The sequence below is a fragment of the Flavobacterium frigoris PS1 genome (assembly GCF_000252125.1).
In the GTDB taxonomy this organism is placed as follows: Bacteria; Bacteroidota; Bacteroidia; order Flavobacteriales; family Flavobacteriaceae; genus Flavobacterium; species Flavobacterium frigoris_A.
This window is the reverse complement of record NZ_AHKF01000010.1, coordinates 163,320-177,543: the sequence shown is the minus strand read 5'-3', so window position 1 is coordinate 177,543 and position 14,224 is coordinate 163,320. Positions and strand designations below refer to the sequence as shown.

At 32.1% G+C, this 14,224-nt stretch carries 14 protein-coding genes; 4 read left to right on the top strand and 10 right to left on the bottom strand.

The features are described from left to right. Window positions 1-84 precede the first annotated feature (84 nt). Complete coding sequence (locus HJ01_RS03170; protein WP_007136843.1) at window positions 85-471, top strand: hypothetical protein; 387 nt, start codon at window positions 85-87, stop codon at window positions 469-471. A gap of 28 nt (window positions 472-499) precedes the next feature. Here HJ01_RS03170 and HJ01_RS03165 read toward each other — a convergent pair whose 3' ends face one another. From HJ01_RS03165 to HJ01_RS03135, 7 genes are all read right to left on the bottom strand, one after another. Next, window positions 500-1,792 (bottom strand): O-antigen ligase family protein, encoded by a 1,293-nt coding sequence (locus tag HJ01_RS03165; protein WP_007136842.1) that lies wholly within the window; start codon window positions 1,790-1,792, stop codon window positions 500-502. After that, a complete protein-coding gene (locus HJ01_RS03160) occupies window positions 1,755-2,825 on the bottom strand; it encodes a hypothetical protein (protein ID WP_007136841.1) in 1,071 nt (356 codons plus the stop codon). Before HJ01_RS03160 ends, HJ01_RS03165 begins: the two co-directional genes overlap by 38 nt. 76 nt (window positions 2,826-2,901) lie before the next feature. Then, window positions 2,902-4,206 carry an MATE family efflux transporter gene (locus HJ01_RS03155; protein WP_007136840.1) on the bottom strand — a complete coding sequence of 435 codons (1,305 nt, stop codon included), beginning with the start codon at window positions 4,204-4,206 and terminating at the stop codon, window positions 2,902-2,904. 89 nt (window positions 4,207-4,295) lie between these two features. Beyond that, window positions 4,296-5,279, bottom strand: coding sequence for a hypothetical protein (locus HJ01_RS03150; protein ID WP_007136839.1), 984 nt, complete (start codon window positions 5,277-5,279; stop codon window positions 4,296-4,298). 9 nt (window positions 5,280-5,288) lie between these two features. After that, a complete protein-coding gene (locus HJ01_RS03145) occupies window positions 5,289-6,968 on the bottom strand; it encodes a DUF6909 family protein (RefSeq protein ID WP_040473642.1) in 1,680 nt (559 codons plus the stop codon). Window positions 6,969-7,003: 35 nt separating this feature from the next. Further along, window positions 7,004-8,491 (bottom strand): GH3 auxin-responsive promoter family protein, encoded by a 1,488-nt coding sequence (locus HJ01_RS03140; protein ID WP_007136837.1) that lies wholly within the window; start codon window positions 8,489-8,491, stop codon window positions 7,004-7,006. A 70-nt stretch (window positions 8,492-8,561) separates the two neighbouring features. Then, the gene (locus HJ01_RS03135) at window positions 8,562-9,062 is read right to left on the bottom strand and encodes a hypothetical protein (protein WP_007136836.1); all 501 of its coding nucleotides are present in this window, start codon (window positions 9,060-9,062) and stop codon (window positions 8,562-8,564) included. Window positions 9,063-9,275: 213 nt separating this feature from the next. Between HJ01_RS03135 and tatA the strand changes: the two genes are divergently transcribed. Together tatA and HJ01_RS03125 are read left to right on the top strand one after the other, a co-directional pair. After that, complete coding sequence (gene tatA / locus HJ01_RS03130; protein ID WP_007136835.1) at window positions 9,276-9,458, top strand: twin-arginine translocase TatA/TatE family subunit; 183 nt, start codon at window positions 9,276-9,278, stop codon at window positions 9,456-9,458. A gap of 174 nt (window positions 9,459-9,632) precedes the next feature. Continuing rightward, window positions 9,633-10,238: a porin family protein gene (locus HJ01_RS03125; protein ID WP_007136834.1), complete on the top strand. Its 606-nt coding sequence runs from the start codon at window positions 9,633-9,635 to the stop codon at window positions 10,236-10,238. A 68-nt stretch (window positions 10,239-10,306) separates the two neighbouring features. Here HJ01_RS03125 and HJ01_RS03120 read toward each other — a convergent pair whose 3' ends face one another. Then, complete coding sequence (locus HJ01_RS03120) at window positions 10,307-12,430, bottom strand: Tex family protein (RefSeq protein WP_007136833.1); 2,124 nt, start codon at window positions 12,428-12,430, stop codon at window positions 10,307-10,309. Between the two features lie 54 nt (window positions 12,431-12,484). Between HJ01_RS03120 and HJ01_RS03115 the strand changes: the two genes are divergently transcribed. Continuing rightward, window positions 12,485-12,754: a DUF1294 domain-containing protein gene (locus tag HJ01_RS03115; protein WP_040473641.1), complete on the top strand. Its 270-nt coding sequence runs from the start codon at window positions 12,485-12,487 to the stop codon at window positions 12,752-12,754. Between the two features lie 85 nt (window positions 12,755-12,839). Here HJ01_RS03115 and rpiB read toward each other — a convergent pair whose 3' ends face one another. Together rpiB and HJ01_RS03105 are read right to left on the bottom strand one after the other, a co-directional pair. Beyond that, window positions 12,840-13,268, bottom strand: coding sequence for a ribose 5-phosphate isomerase B (gene rpiB / locus HJ01_RS03110; RefSeq protein ID WP_007136831.1), 429 nt, complete (start codon window positions 13,266-13,268; stop codon window positions 12,840-12,842). Window positions 13,269-13,963: 695 nt separating this feature from the next. Beyond that, window positions 13,964-14,203, bottom strand: a complete 240-nt coding sequence (locus tag HJ01_RS03105) for a hypothetical protein (protein ID WP_040473640.1) — start codon at window positions 14,201-14,203, stop codon at window positions 13,964-13,966. Between the last annotated feature and the right edge of the window lie 21 nt (window positions 14,204-14,224).

Here is a 14,224-nt window from a genome sequence, read left to right as displayed (position 1 = left end):
TTATGAAATATATTCAGTTTCTTTGATCAAAAAAATAGCGATATTTACCAAAATTTTAATTTTTACTATTTAAAATAAATTCAAATGAAAAAAAGGTTTTTGATTGCGACAGTTGTTGCAATATTTTCATTCTCTTGCGGGAACAAGAACGAGGAAACACCGCAGCAAGATGCTATGCAAGAGGTTGCCCCTACAACATCTAATGAAGTAAAAGTTGATGTTACTGACTTTGACCGTTACGAAGGCAAAATTGTTTTAGGAACTAATGGTCAATGGTATTTAATAAAAGAAGGCGCTCGTTGGAGAACAAATTCAATCGCTGCAACAGATGATTACATTAAGACACTACCTCCTGGAAAAGATTATGTTGTAAAAAATGTGCCCATCGAAACACTGCAACAATTTTCAGAAGTAGGAGAAATATACCCCCATTTAGAATTTAAAAAAGATGTCATTCAAACCGCTAAATAAGCGGTTTTTTTTTCTTAATCTCAAAACATTATACAAGCATTGGTTTGCTTTTTTGCTGCAGCCAAAAGCTCGCAAATATAGAAATCCATAATCCACTGAAAACAATTCCATCAAAACGAAGGAGAAAATCATCTGTGAGGTTTGACATGAAAAATAGACAAAAGAACGATATTATAACTGCATTTTTAGTCTTAATTCCCAGATAAGCAATAAACCCAATATAGAACAAGGCCACAATGGGCCCCATTATTCCAAATTTTAATAAAAAATCTAAAAATTGATTGTGGGTTGGAAACTCATATTCTGCCAGAAATACTTGATTCGTTTCTTTAAAATAGGTTACTAATTCTGGCTTTCCGTCTGAGGCTCCTACTCCAAAAGGAAGCTTGTTGAGTGACAATTCCCAAGCCGATTTCCAGATGGATACTCTTGTAACAAAAGAGCTGTAAACAACTAATTCGGGATGATCGATCTCGTCTAATTTTCCTATTTTGTCCATATTCGAAAAAATTTGAGTCGAATACTTTTCCTTCATATACGGATTGTTCTGTATGAATAAAAATAAAACCGAAGCAATCAAAACTAGCGAAATTATGGTTCTTTTGAAGATTACTTTAGAACTGTAACTTTTTGAAATTTGGAAATAAACAACTATCAGAAAACCAGTTAAGGTCGCTAATAAAGCCATTCTGGTATTTACATACAAAACAAAAAAGAAGGAAAGAGTGAAAAGCACTAAATCCCTTATTTTGGACCATTTACTGTGATTAATTTTGGAAGCTTCAAACAAGAAGTAAAGATTTGAAAAAGCCACAAAAGCCAAATGCATATTGAGCGCTGGTGCATGAATACCAATACTGTCAGCAAAAACATAGCCCATTTCCCAAAGGTCATTCCCGTTAAGGTATTTAAAGAAATGCTCCGGATCCAACACTATAAAACGCACAAAAAAGAATGTCATAATAGCTGTTGTAGTAATGCAATAGGCTTTCAAAATTTTTATAAATTGAATGCGCTGATAATTTCCAATTATAAATATTGGAAAAAAGAGCAATGAAACACTTTTCTCCAATGATTTTAAACCTAGAGCATAAGAGTCATTATTCCAGAAAAACAATATTTCCATCAAGAATGGAGATGCAACCAACAACATAATGGGTAGTTGGTTTTTTGAAATTTTTATTTTTCTAAAAAACAGCAAATTGAAAACTACAAAAGCAATCAAAAAAACAGTACACAGTTTTCTGAAAATTAAAGTAATCCCAATTAAAAATAAAAATAAATTAAATACCTTGTCGAATGTCTTTTCTGAAATCTTCATAATACAATGCAAAATATATTAAAGGAAAAAGCCCTATTTTATGTCGGATAGAAGTGCCTAAATCTGGTTCAAATATACCTTGAACGATAAAAAAAGCAAATAGAATCAATAAGGTCCACAACTCAAATTGATATTGTTTCCTGTTTTTTAAACATCTGGAAAACCGGACAAACAAAATATAAAATAGTAACAACTGCCAAAATACAAAAACCAAGACTTGTGGTGATAAAATATGTTTGATTGCTTCAATTACGGGCACATTTACAGCCATAAAACCATAAACAATACCAAATGCCTCACCGTACCAACTGTCTTGTGATATTGGCGATACTACAGCTGTATTTATATTCTTTTTAATTATATTCTCAACAACATAATTTTCTCTTGTTTGTTTCGAAATATACTCGCCTTTTATAACTCCGTGACTCAGTGATAAAAAAATGGCAATCAATATCCCATAAAAAATAATAGATACTGTTTTGTGTTCAAATTTGATAAACGACAATAGATACATCCCTACTGCAAATATTGGCATCAATAGATAATAGGGTCTGAAAAACGAAAAACAAGCGATTAAAATAAGTGACAGCACAATTTTAAATACCGCTTTTTTATTAGATTGAAATATAAAAGGGATGGTACAAAACATTAAAAATGTAATAAACTCCTTAGTAGGCATCGACATGTATATTCCTAAAAGCAACAGCCCTATATAAACCAAAATGTTTTTTACGTTTAGCTTATGAAAATTATGCGGCACCCCAATTTTATATAATATGTAGGTGACTATGGGAAATTGAATCAAGGCAATAAGAAAAAAAGAAAGATGCCGTAAACCTGTAAGTTTATAAAACATAATCGCAAAGGGATAACTACCAAACCATCCTATTTCGCGACCCTTATCAAATACAATTATTACAGTATCATTAAAATATCTATCGGGTAAAATATATGGTGTTAAAAAGGCAACCAATAAATTGCAAAAAAACAACCCTATAAATACTGCCTTATTTTTTTTTATTAGTGTTCGCATTTTTGCTATTTGTAGAAAACCTTACTTTGTTTGTGAATAATTCGGTTCAAAAATCACTGCTATTTTGGATCGCATTTTAATGAAATAGCACCAATATTTTATCTTTTTTATAAATATATATTGTTGTAACTATATTCCAAAAAAATAAACTCAAAACAAAAGCAATTGCTGCTCCTGTAAGTGAATACATTGGGATTAATATAATATTTAGAATTAAATTAAGTAGTACCGCAAAAATCAAGACGATTTGGAAAGTACTTTGCCTTCCCGTCATATTTAAATAGATCGCAGAAACTCCAAAAAAAGAAGCTAACAACTGTCCCAGCATTAATATCAAAAGCGCTTGCTTCCCTTCTATATAGTTTTCTCCAAAGAAATATAAAATATCTTCGGAAAACAAACAAACAATTAAAACCACGGGCAATGTCAACATAACGATGATTCTGGCACTTTCTTTCAATACTTTTACTAATTCTGTTCGATTCTTCTCCGTATAAAGTTGCGCAATTTTTAAAGAAACAGAGATGTAGACTGAGTTATTAATCATAAACAAAACAGAAACCAACTTCATTGCAATAGAATAATAGGCCACCATTTCATCCCCTTTAAACTTTTTCAAAAACACTACATCAAAGGTCATCATCAAGAAAATAGCTAAGTTGCTAACAGCCATAGGATATGATTTGTGGACGATAAAAGAGTAGGTAAAAAGATCAGTGGCTTTCGCTATAACTGAATCCTTTTTTTGTTTTTTAAAAAGTCGAAAAACAATAACCGTCGTTATCATCGCAAGGGCAACAAACCCGATTAAAAAAGTATCAACCAAATACGTTTCCTGATGGATATAAAACAAGACCACCGCACCAATAATAACGGAAACATACTTAAAGGTGTTTCTAAACAATTCAGCAATATAAATTTTGTCTAATGCTCTGATTGTTTCTGTATTAAATAAGGTTATTGAATAGAAAAACAAAGCAACAACGGCCTTAGCTATAAGTAAATAAGTACCTTTTTGATTAAAAAAAAGATTAATTCTATCTTGACCAATGATAAAAAAAACAGTCAATACCAATATAGAAATTGAAAAAATCAGCACAACAATTTTTTTATAAATCGCCTTCAGTTTTTCTGTTTCATTGCTGCTTTTTAAAATACCGGTAAAATATAGTATGGATTGATCCGTACCCAGAACACAAATACTGCTTAGAACCAATAGAACCATTCTTATAAAGTCAAATTGACCAATGATTTTTGGGTCGTAATTATGGGTTAAAAACAATGAAAACCCAAAAAGAGTGACTACTCCTATAATTCTTAAAAACATAGTTGTAAAACTCTGTAAAACAATTGGATTTTTTTTTATTTTATTGAAACCCATATTGATTTTTTTCGAAATTTCAGGAAATTGTATTTGTTGAAATTAATTAAATGCCTGTTTGATTCTGAAGTGTTTTGAAAGAAATTATATCAATTGTGCTTTTTCATTTGACTTTTATAATACTTTGAAAATAAGTGTATGAAAATAAATGAAAACAAAAACAAAATTGGCAAAACCAGTTTTAATTTACCATTGATTGACTTTCTATTTTCAATATTTAATGTGGCACTATTGTCCTTTATAATTTTATTTAATCCAACTAATGTCACTCTATAATTTCCTTGATCATTAATCAACATTTCTTTGGTTTTAATAACATCATTTAGCTGGGTATTTTCATTATAATAAACCAGTTTATCACTTTTTTGAGTGCCATTTACCATATTAGAAAAACCATTCAAAACGCCGTCTATTTGTGAAATAATAGTGTCATTTTGATTCATTTTTATTTGAATATTACGCACCGTCTCTTTTTGTACCTTTTCATAGTATTCCGTTTGGTTCAGATAGTTTAAGATAGGCTGCACTGTTTCTGAATCATTTGTTGTTCTGTTGGTTTTGAAAGTAATCGTATGTAAGCTGTAATTCTTACTTGTCAAGTTATCTTCGAGGATTTTATTTATATCACCAGCTTCCGCCATCAACTTGATAAGTTCAAAATTTTCGGGTTTATTCTCAATGAATTTATAAACATCACTTATTGGTTTGACCTCAATTTTCATTATTTCTTTAGGCTTCTTTATCCCAACAACCTCTTTAAGAAAAACAGTGTCTCCCTCGCGAATTTTAGATTGAATCAAATCAATTTTAGAATATAAATAATCGGTGCTTCCAAAATTTGGTGTCGCTATAATTCGATGATCGTAGGTTTTTTGTGTTTTATCTAAAAACAATCCCAACCCAAATCCAACAATCAACAAAATGGCAACCACAACAGCATTTTTCACAAAAAACCTAATACAATTGAAAATCAATGTATTAATTCCTTGAAAAAAGCATCTTATCTTTTTGGATATTTGTGTTAAATCAATTTCTTGATCGTTAGGATTATGTTGGGGTACGTTTGTACTCATATTATAATTCTATTTTACGTTGAAAATTTGTTCCAATATTTTAATGGTAATCAAATAAGTGGGCTTTACTCCTGTTGTTCCAAGTCCACCTGAAGCCAAGGTACTTCCTGTTTCCAATGGATTGTCTGAAGCATAATAGGCATATCTTACTTTTATATCTTGTGGTACACTTTTTCTAATTTTTGAAGCAGATTGAATGGCTTTTTGATAATAAGAACCTTCCATTTCAAGACCTATTACTCCCCAAGTAGATTCATGGAAAAATTTTAACAAATCCCTATTTTGCAGCGAAGTTCCCAATACAGTAACCATTGGCCCAGCAAAAACCGCAATATCATTTCCTTCAAACATATCAGCTGTTAGTTCATTTTCGAAAAAATAATTATCAGCAGTTCCCTCATTGATATGTGCATTTGGAATCATAATGTCTCCCTTTCCTCCTTCAAGAATACCAGCTTTCCCCATTATAGAAACGGATTCCACATTAAGTAGCGTATCTTTTTTGAACGGTTTTAATAACTCATCAATCGTTTCATAGGCTTGTTCTCCAAAAGCATAATCCATTACGATTAAAACTGGTTTTTTATCTCCTAATTTCGCTGTTGGAAATGAAGAGTGCTCCCAATTAATTTTGGCAGTATCAAAAATTTGCACGTCAATATTAGTTCCAGAAGTATCCGGTATTGAAATCATGCCGTGTTTTAAGGCCACTTCCTCTACTTTGTTTCGAACTTCATTAGCGCCAGATTTGCTTAATTCTTCATAAATAAAGAAATCAGACTTCTCTTTAAACTTCGATTTTAATACGGTTGTGGCAAAAATAGAATTCATCACACTATGCATATTAGCACTTATAACATGGATTGGACGATCTAAAAGATGCTTTTCCTTTAAAACCTCCTTAATGTTAGTAGCCCATATTTCGCCATGAATATGATGTCCTAGTCGTTCCCTTAAAATTGGGCTAAAAGTGATAGTTCTTTTATTATTATCTATAATTTCTTCAATGGCCAATTTCCCTAACCAGTAAATAACATGCAAAAAGCGATCTGGTGCAGTTATCGATCCAAAGGCATCATATATGTCCAATACTTCCTCAAAGGTTCTCCCTAGAATATTAGCAGTATGTGAGATCGCTTTCTCTTTTTCTACAAGTGATAACTTCTTATTTTGGGAGACTGCCTGCTGCAATTTCATCCAATCGCGTGAAACTTCTCCGGCATCATCCAGTAAAACTCGATTTCTGATTTTATGACTTTCGATAAAAATAAAAGTCAAATGCGTTAAAATATCATAAATATCTGAACGTCCACGAGTAATTTCCACATTCATTTGTTCCTCATCAATACGATAACAATTTCGCTTCCTTTTTGGAGGAATAATTGCCTGGAAATGAGATTTAGAGTAGCCTTCAGCTGAAGTAAGGTTAATAAATCTACATTCCTCAATTCCCAGAGGAAGACGCTCAATAACATACAATAAACCGTTTAACTCTACTTTTTCTTCTGCAATATTTCCATATATTTCTGGGCGTAAAGCTAATAAAGCTTCGCGCAACGTGTCTCCAGAAATTCCCATTGGTTTATAAAAACCCCTATTGAATAAATGGCGCATTGTAATGTACATTTTCTCTATAGCAGCAGATGATTCCTGTGCTCTTGAACGTGATATATTTTTAGTTTCTTTCATTTTTTTATTAGTATTGATATTCAAATGTAATTCTTTTATGCCTTGCTTAGTAAATCCGCAATGTTTCTATTATCAGAAAGTCTTGGTATCTTATTTTGTCCCCCCAGTTTCCCTATCGATTTCATATAGTCCTGAAAACCATTTTTAGTCACTTTTGTGATAACTACTTTTTGCAAGATGTTTCCAACAATTAAATCGTCATAGTACATGTTTTGTTTTCGCATGGCATTATCGATTGCTTCCGCAAAAGCAAAGATGTCATCTGGTTCATTTTCAAATTCAATAAACCATTCATGATAAGGTAATCCGCTATCAGGTGAGATTTGTGGCGCAACTGTAAACTCATTCACTCTAGCAGACGTTCCTTCCACCGCTTCTTGTAGAGCACTTTCTACCTCCTTAGCAATAACGTGTTCTCCAAAAGCAGAGATAAAATGTTTGATTCGACCCGAAACGATAATTCGATACGGTTTTAATGAAGTAAACTGTACTGTATCCCCAATATTATATCCCCAAAGTCCCGCGTTAGTCGAGATTATCAGAACATAATTAACGCCCAATTCAACTTCTCCAATCGTATAACGTCTTGGTTTATCAGAATAAAATTCGTCACTTTTGACAAATTCATAAAAAATCCCCGCATTCAATAACAGTAACATTCCCTTTTCTTTTTGAGAATCCTGGTAAGCAAAAAATCCTTCTGACGCTGGAAACAATTCAATAGAATCAACTTTTCTACCTATCAAATTTTCGAATTTGGCTCTGTAAGGTTCGTAATTTACGCCCCCATAAATGAACAAATTAAAGTTTTTAAAAATGTCACCTATGTTCTTTCCTCCTTTTTGATGCAATCTTTCAAAATACATTTGTACCCAAGAAGGTATTCCTGAAATTACAGTCATGTTCTCGTTGATGGTTTCATCAACAATTGCGTCAATTTTAGTTTCCCAATCTTCAATACAATTGGTTTCCCATGAAGGCATTCGGTTTTTTTGCAAATATTTTGGAATAAAATGAGCTACAATTCCTGACAATCGTCCAAATTGTATTCCGTGCTTTTCTTCCAAAATAGGGCTTCCTTGTAGGAAAATCATTTTCCCATCAACAAAATCAGCGTTTCCCGTTTCGTTTATATAATGCAAAATAGCATTTCGAGCAGCCTCAATATGATAAGGCATGGACTCCTTTGTAAGCGGAATGTACTTTGCTCCTGAAGTAGTTCCCGAAGTTTTGGCAAAGTAAAGTGGTTTCCCTTTCCAGAGAATATTCTCTTGACCGTTAACCACCTTTTCAACATAGTTTTTTAAATCTTCATAATCCCGAATGGGCACATTTTTAGCAAAATCCTCGAAGGTTTTTATTTCAGCAAATTTATGATCCAAACCAAATTCAGTTTGTTTCGCCTCTTTTATTAGGTTTCTAAAAACAGCCTGTTGACTCGCTACAGGATTCGTCGCCCAAGCCTGCGTTTTTTTATATATTTTTTGTGCAAATAATTTTGCTGCAATTGATTTTACTGACATTATATAGTAGTGATTTTTTAGATATTTCCCGCAAAAACTTAAAGAAACAAATTTTTTTGTGGTTTAAAGTTTACTTCTTCTTTTTTGGGCTCGTCGGCAAGGATTTTTTTTCCTCTTTTGCCACTTGATCCCTCAGCTCTAATTCTTCTTCTGAGGCAGATAATTTTACTTTAGGAAGCGGTTCATCGCTGGATGACAATATAGAATCTTTATTGAATTTTGCGTATTCCAGCTGCCCATTAAGTACTTTTTGAATGGATAGAATGTAAGCTTCATTTTTCCTTAATGCTACGGTTAAGGAATCTGATTTTAATGCTAATTCCGTTGCATCCCTTTTTAATTTAGATGAGGAATAACCGGGAATAAACTCCCGTAAAGGTGTGAAGGCGATAATAAAGGTAGTGATTGAAATCAATAAAATAGCCCCAATAGAAGCCACTATAAAAACATTCATCAAGTTCAATTTCAATGAGAAAATTTCTTCAAAAGTATCCTCATTCAAAATCACCAAACGGTTTTTTACGAATAATTTATTGTGGAGTTTTATTCTTTTCAACCTCTTTTTTGACATACATTTTCTTTATGTTACAAATATAATAATTAATGTCAATAAAGAACTTTTACTGCAAACTAAGGTCGTAATCCTAATGGTAAATTAACTTTAATATATTTTTAACGTTATTGAAATTAAATAATTGACTTAAATTGAATCCATATTAAGTTATTCTATTTACCTTTGTCGCAAGATTCATTACAAATTTGCTTCGGCATAAATTATTCAATCATGGGAAGATTTGGTGTTACAGAAATCCTAGTTATATTAGCAGTTGTTTTATTACTTTTTGGAGGTAAAAAAATTCCAGAATTAATGAAAGGATTAGGAAGCGGAATTAAAGAATTTAAAAATGCCGCTAAAGAAGAGCCTTCAACTGATAAAAAAGAAGATAGCGAAAACGAAAAAAAATAAAAAAAGTCCCGAAATTTCGGGACTTTTTTTATGCACTTAATTTATCATAAGCAGTTGAATATCCACTATTTCCATTTCCCTATTCAATAAATTATAAGAGGCTCAATAATATTTATGCTCTTTGAAAGTTATTACTTGTTATATTTACTCACAAAAACATAACAAATAATTTATATGAAAAAAGTCTTTTTGTCATTGGTAGCTTTGGCTACTTTTGGATTTGCAAATGCTCAAATTAAAGAAAAGGGTACAATTGAAATTACTCCAAAAATTGGAGCTTCTAGCTTCGGTGAGTTTAATGGAAACGATAACAGCGATTATAATGCTGGAGTCGAACTAGGAGCAACTGTTGATTACTACTTTAACAACAGATGGAGTTTGCGTTCAGGATTGATTGCTGATAAAATGGGTTCGAAGAATCAATTTGCAGGAAATTTTTACGAAGACGAATTGAATTATTTGAGTATTCCCCTTAACGCCAACTGGCATTTCGGTAGCACTCGAAAATGGAACTTGAATTTTGGATTAAGTCCTTCCTTTTTGACTAGTGCAAAATTTAACGAAAATGCAAATACAACAGATATCCCCGAAAGCGCCATAGAGTCTTTCCAATTAGGTTTTACCTATGGAATCGGGTATAAAATTGGAATTAATGATAAATTTGGTATTTTAATTGACGCTCAGTTTTTTAATGGATTAACTAATATCAATAAAGCTTCTCAAGAACGTATAGTAAACGGAGGCTATAGCTTCAACTTGGGTGGAGTTATTCAGCTATAAAAATTCAATAATTTTAAAAAGCCAGTTTCATCTTAACATTGAAACTGGCTTTTTTTATTGCCTAATATTTAAATTATCATCGTCAACTGAATACGTTTTCTATCCTCGTCCACTTCGCTCACTTTTACCTGAACGTGCTGGTGTAACTTCACCACTTCGTTTACATCACTTACGAAGCCTGATTTAAGTTGAGAGATATGAACCAGTCCACTTTCTTTGACACCTATGTCCACAAAGCAACCAAAATTGGTGATGTTATTCACAATTCCGGGTAAAATCATTCCCGATTTTACATCCTTTATCGTTTTAACATTCGGGTCAAATTCAAATACTTTGGCTGATTTTCTGGGATCTAATCCCGGTTTTTCTAGTTCTTTTATAATGTCTTTCAATCCTAATAAACCAATTTCTGCCGTAACATAGTTCTCTGGTTTTATTAAGGCAGTTTTCTCTTTATTGGCAATCAAATCATTTACGGTCAGTTTCAAATCTTTAGCCATTTTTTCCACAATAGTATAGGATTCAGGATGGACTGCCGAATTATCCAGCGGGTTTTTTGCATTCGAAATCCGAATAAAGGCAACCCCTTGTTGGTAGGCTTTTTCTCCCAATCGAGGTACTTTTTTAAGCTGTTTTCTATTTTCAAAAGGACCATTTTCTGATCTATAATTGACAATATTTTCGGCGAGCTTCTCCCCTATTCCACTAACATAACTTAATAGATGTTTACTTGCAGTATTGATATTTATTCCCACAGAATTCACACAACGAACTACAGTATTATCTAATTCTTCCTTTAGTTTGCTTTGATCTACATCATGCTGGTATTGGCCTACGCCAATGGCTTTTGGGTCAATTTTCACCAATTCAGCCAGTGGATCTGAAAGTCGTCTCCCAATAGAAACTGATCCACGAACGGTTACATCATAATCAGGAAACTCTTCACGTGCAATTTTAGATGCTGAATATACAGACGCTCCGGCTTCTGAAACGATAAATACCTGAACCGGTTTGTCAAAAGCAATTTTCTTGATAAAGAACTCCGTTTCTCTTGAAGCAGTTCCATTTCCTATCGAAATAGCATCAATTTTATAGGAATTAACCATAGAACGGATTTTTTTCATTGCCATCGTTTCCTCCTTCTGCGGAGCGTGCGGATAAATAGTTTCGTTGTATAGCAAATCTCCTTTTTCATCCAAACAAACGATTTTACATCCAGATCTAAAACCGGGATCAATAGCCAAAATTCGTTTTTCTCCTAATGGCGGTGCAAGCAACAATTGTCCAAGATTATTGGCAAAAACCTGAATCGAATTGGCATCAGCCTTAGCCTTCGCTTCTTGCAAAGCTTCATTTGAAATCGCAGGATTCAATAGTCGTTTGTAGCTGTCTTCAATTGCTAGTTGTACATGTGTCGTGGTTTTATTTTGGCTTTTTAAAACTAATGCATCTATAACATCATAAGCTTCATTAATATCAACTTCGACCTTAAACTTAATAAAACCTTCATTTTCGGCACGCAACATCGCTAATAATCGATGTGATGGCGCTTTTGTCAATGGTTCTGCCCAATCAAAATATTGATTGAATTTTTGGGCTCCTTCATCGTCCTTTTTAGTTTTTACAACTTTAGTGGTGATTGTCGCTTTGCGTTCATATAAACGTCGTAATTGCTTACGAACATATATATTTTCATTAATCCATTCGGCTATAATGTCGCGTGCTCCTTGTAATGCCGCTTCCTCATTTACTACATTTTCGTTCAAATATTGAGTAGACATAAAGTCAACATCATCGTTATTTTGCGACATGATAATTTTTGCCAAGGGTTCTAATCCCTTCTCACGTGCCATATCGGCTTTAGTTTTTTTCTTTTTTTTATAAGGTAAATAAAAGTCTTCCAGTTCTTGTAAATCAAAACTTTGTTGGATTTTTTTATCTAATTCAGGAGTTAGTGCATTTTGTTCATCAATAGATTTTAAAATAGCTTCCTTTCTTTTTACAATTGCTTCGTACTCTTTTTGAAGTTTTGCTATATTTTCAATTTGTACTTCATCAAGATTTCCTGTACTGTCCTTACGATAACGGGAAATAAACGGAATCGTACAATCTTCCTGTAAAAGTTGCACCGTTTTTTGAATATTAATTGCTGCTGTTGCAACTGTTTTTGAGATGAATTGTATGTTGTTCATTTTAATATTTTTCGAATAGCTAAAATAATATCTTTGTCTCTAATTCCTGTGCAAATGTCTATTTTATTCTACTTTATTATAATCCTAAATTGTATTTCTTTTTTAGTTACTGCCTACGACAAGCGGCTGGCCATGAAAAACAAAAGAAGGGTTTCAGAGAAAACCCTTTTAAGCTTCGTAGCTTTTGGAGGTACAATAGGTGGCGGATTTGCGATGTTACTTTTTAAACATAAAACATCCAAAAGATCTTACTTATTAAAGTTTATGGGAATTGTGTTATTTCAAACCTTACTACTCTATGTTCTTTTCTATACCCAACAGTAATAAATAAAAAAGCCAGATTTAAAAAATCTGACTCATTTGTAATAAATTGGAGCTTATCCCAAAAAAAATTAGAAAAACTACTTCCTTAACAAGAGATCTTATTCACTCTATTTTGATGTCTTCCTCCTTCAAATTCAGTATTCAAAAAAGTATCTACCATTTCTACTGCTTGTGCAATTGAAGTGTAGCGTGCAGGAATACTTATTATGTTAGCATCATTATGCTGACGAGCTAACGCCGCAATCTCCTTCATCCAACATAAAGCAGCGCGAACTTTTGCATGCTTGTTTGCAGTCATGGCAATTCCATTTCCACTTCCACAGATTATAATTCCAAAATCAGCTTTACCTTCAGAAACATCTGTAGCTACTTTATGTCCAAAATCAGGGTAATCCACACTATCTACGGTATCAGTTCCATAATTAGTTATTTCATGACCCTTAGCTATAAGCATTTCTACAATTGCATGTTTATAATCTGGACCAGCGTGATCATTTCCTATTGAGATTTTCATTCTATTTTTTTTAAGTTGTGTGTGACAAATTTACCAAAAGAATATTGGATATAATAAATGATAGATTTGTTTATTATTGAAAATATTAAGCTGCTGGATACAGCTGGCCTTACTACTGCTATAACTAGCAGATTTACATCTATTTATGGAGTTATAAACAATTTTGATAATTACATAAAATATTGGTAATCAATGAATAGTCTTAATATAAAATGTTAAAAAATTACATTGTTAATAACGTAACGCAATTGCTTGATATTCAGTTAACCTTATGTTAACACTAATTGTTAATAACTCCGGATAGAATATTAGAAGTATTTCCTGCTTGTATTGAAAAATTAAGTAATCCAAAACCCACTTTTAAAATCCTAATTTAGTTAGCTGAATTTTTAGAATAGTTATTAATACTTAAAAGTAGTTTATCAACAAAAAAATAAAAAATACTTATTTACAAATTGAATAGTTTTTACTTTATTAACCATTGTTAATTAAAATATAAAAACTCTTTAAAACTAGATATTTAAGCATAGATAACGTTGTTAATAACTCCCAATAACAACCTAAAACTTCATTTCAAGTCTTTTTAAAAGAATTTTATAGCAACTATTAACAAGCTATAATACCCATTAATAAATAATTTAAATTTAATTTTTCTTTTTGTTGTATTATATATGTGTTGACAACTTTCAAAAAAATTAAACGATTTTTAAATTGTTGTCGTACTTCATTTCTTGAAGAATAGTTTTGACTGTTGCAAAATCGTTAGGATGAATTTTAAGTTTGATTCCGCCCAAAGCAGTAGAATACATTGGAGCAAAAGAAGACATGATTTCATTTTCAAAAAAGTATTGCAATCCTTCCTGATCTAATCGATGTTTCAGAATTTCAATTTCGTGAATGTAGTCAAAAACGGCAATAGTGATAAATGCTTCCATAATTTGATTCTTTTCATAAAG

Bases quoted from the DNA above. Each gene is read 5' to 3' on its own strand.
- tatA (WP_007136835.1), top strand. From the start codon at position 9,276: ATGGGAAGATTTGGTGTTACAGAAATCCTAGTTATATTAGCAGTTGTT.
- HJ01_RS03120 (WP_007136833.1), bottom strand. From the start codon at position 12,430: ATGAACAACATACAATTCATCTCAAAAACAGTTGCAACAGCAGCAATT.
- rpiB (WP_007136831.1), bottom strand. From the start codon at position 13,268: ATGAAAATCTCAATAGGAAATGATCACGCTGGTCCAGATTATAAACAT.
- HJ01_RS03125 (WP_007136834.1), top strand. From the start codon at position 9,633: ATGAAAAAAGTCTTTTTGTCATTGGTAGCTTTGGCTACTTTTGGATTT.
- HJ01_RS03140 (WP_007136837.1), bottom strand. From the start codon at position 8,491: ATGTCAGTAAAATCAATTGCAGCAAAATTATTTGCACAAAAAATATAT.
- HJ01_RS03135 (WP_007136836.1), bottom strand. From the start codon at position 9,062: ATGTCAAAAAAGAGGTTGAAAAGAATAAAACTCCACAATAAATTATTC.
- HJ01_RS03155 (WP_007136840.1), bottom strand. From the start codon at position 4,206: ATGGGTTTCAATAAAATAAAAAAAAATCCAATTGTTTTACAGAGTTTT.
- HJ01_RS03150 (WP_007136839.1), bottom strand. From the start codon at position 5,279: ATGAGTACAAACGTACCCCAACATAATCCTAACGATCAAGAAATTGAT.
- HJ01_RS03165 (WP_007136842.1), bottom strand. From the start codon at position 1,792: ATGAAGATTTCAGAAAAGACATTCGACAAGGTATTTAATTTATTTTTA.
- HJ01_RS03160 (WP_007136841.1), bottom strand. From the start codon at position 2,825: ATGCGAACACTAATAAAAAAAAATAAGGCAGTATTTATAGGGTTGTTT.
- HJ01_RS03105 (WP_040473640.1), bottom strand. From the start codon at position 14,203: ATGGAAGCATTTATCACTATTGCCGTTTTTGACTACATTCACGAAATT.
- HJ01_RS03145 (WP_040473642.1), bottom strand. From the start codon at position 6,968: ATGAAAGAAACTAAAAATATATCACGTTCAAGAGCACAGGAATCATCT.
- HJ01_RS03115 (WP_040473641.1), top strand. From the start codon at position 12,485: ATGTCTATTTTATTCTACTTTATTATAATCCTAAATTGTATTTCTTTT.
- HJ01_RS03170 (WP_007136843.1), top strand. From the start codon at position 85: ATGAAAAAAAGGTTTTTGATTGCGACAGTTGTTGCAATATTTTCATTC.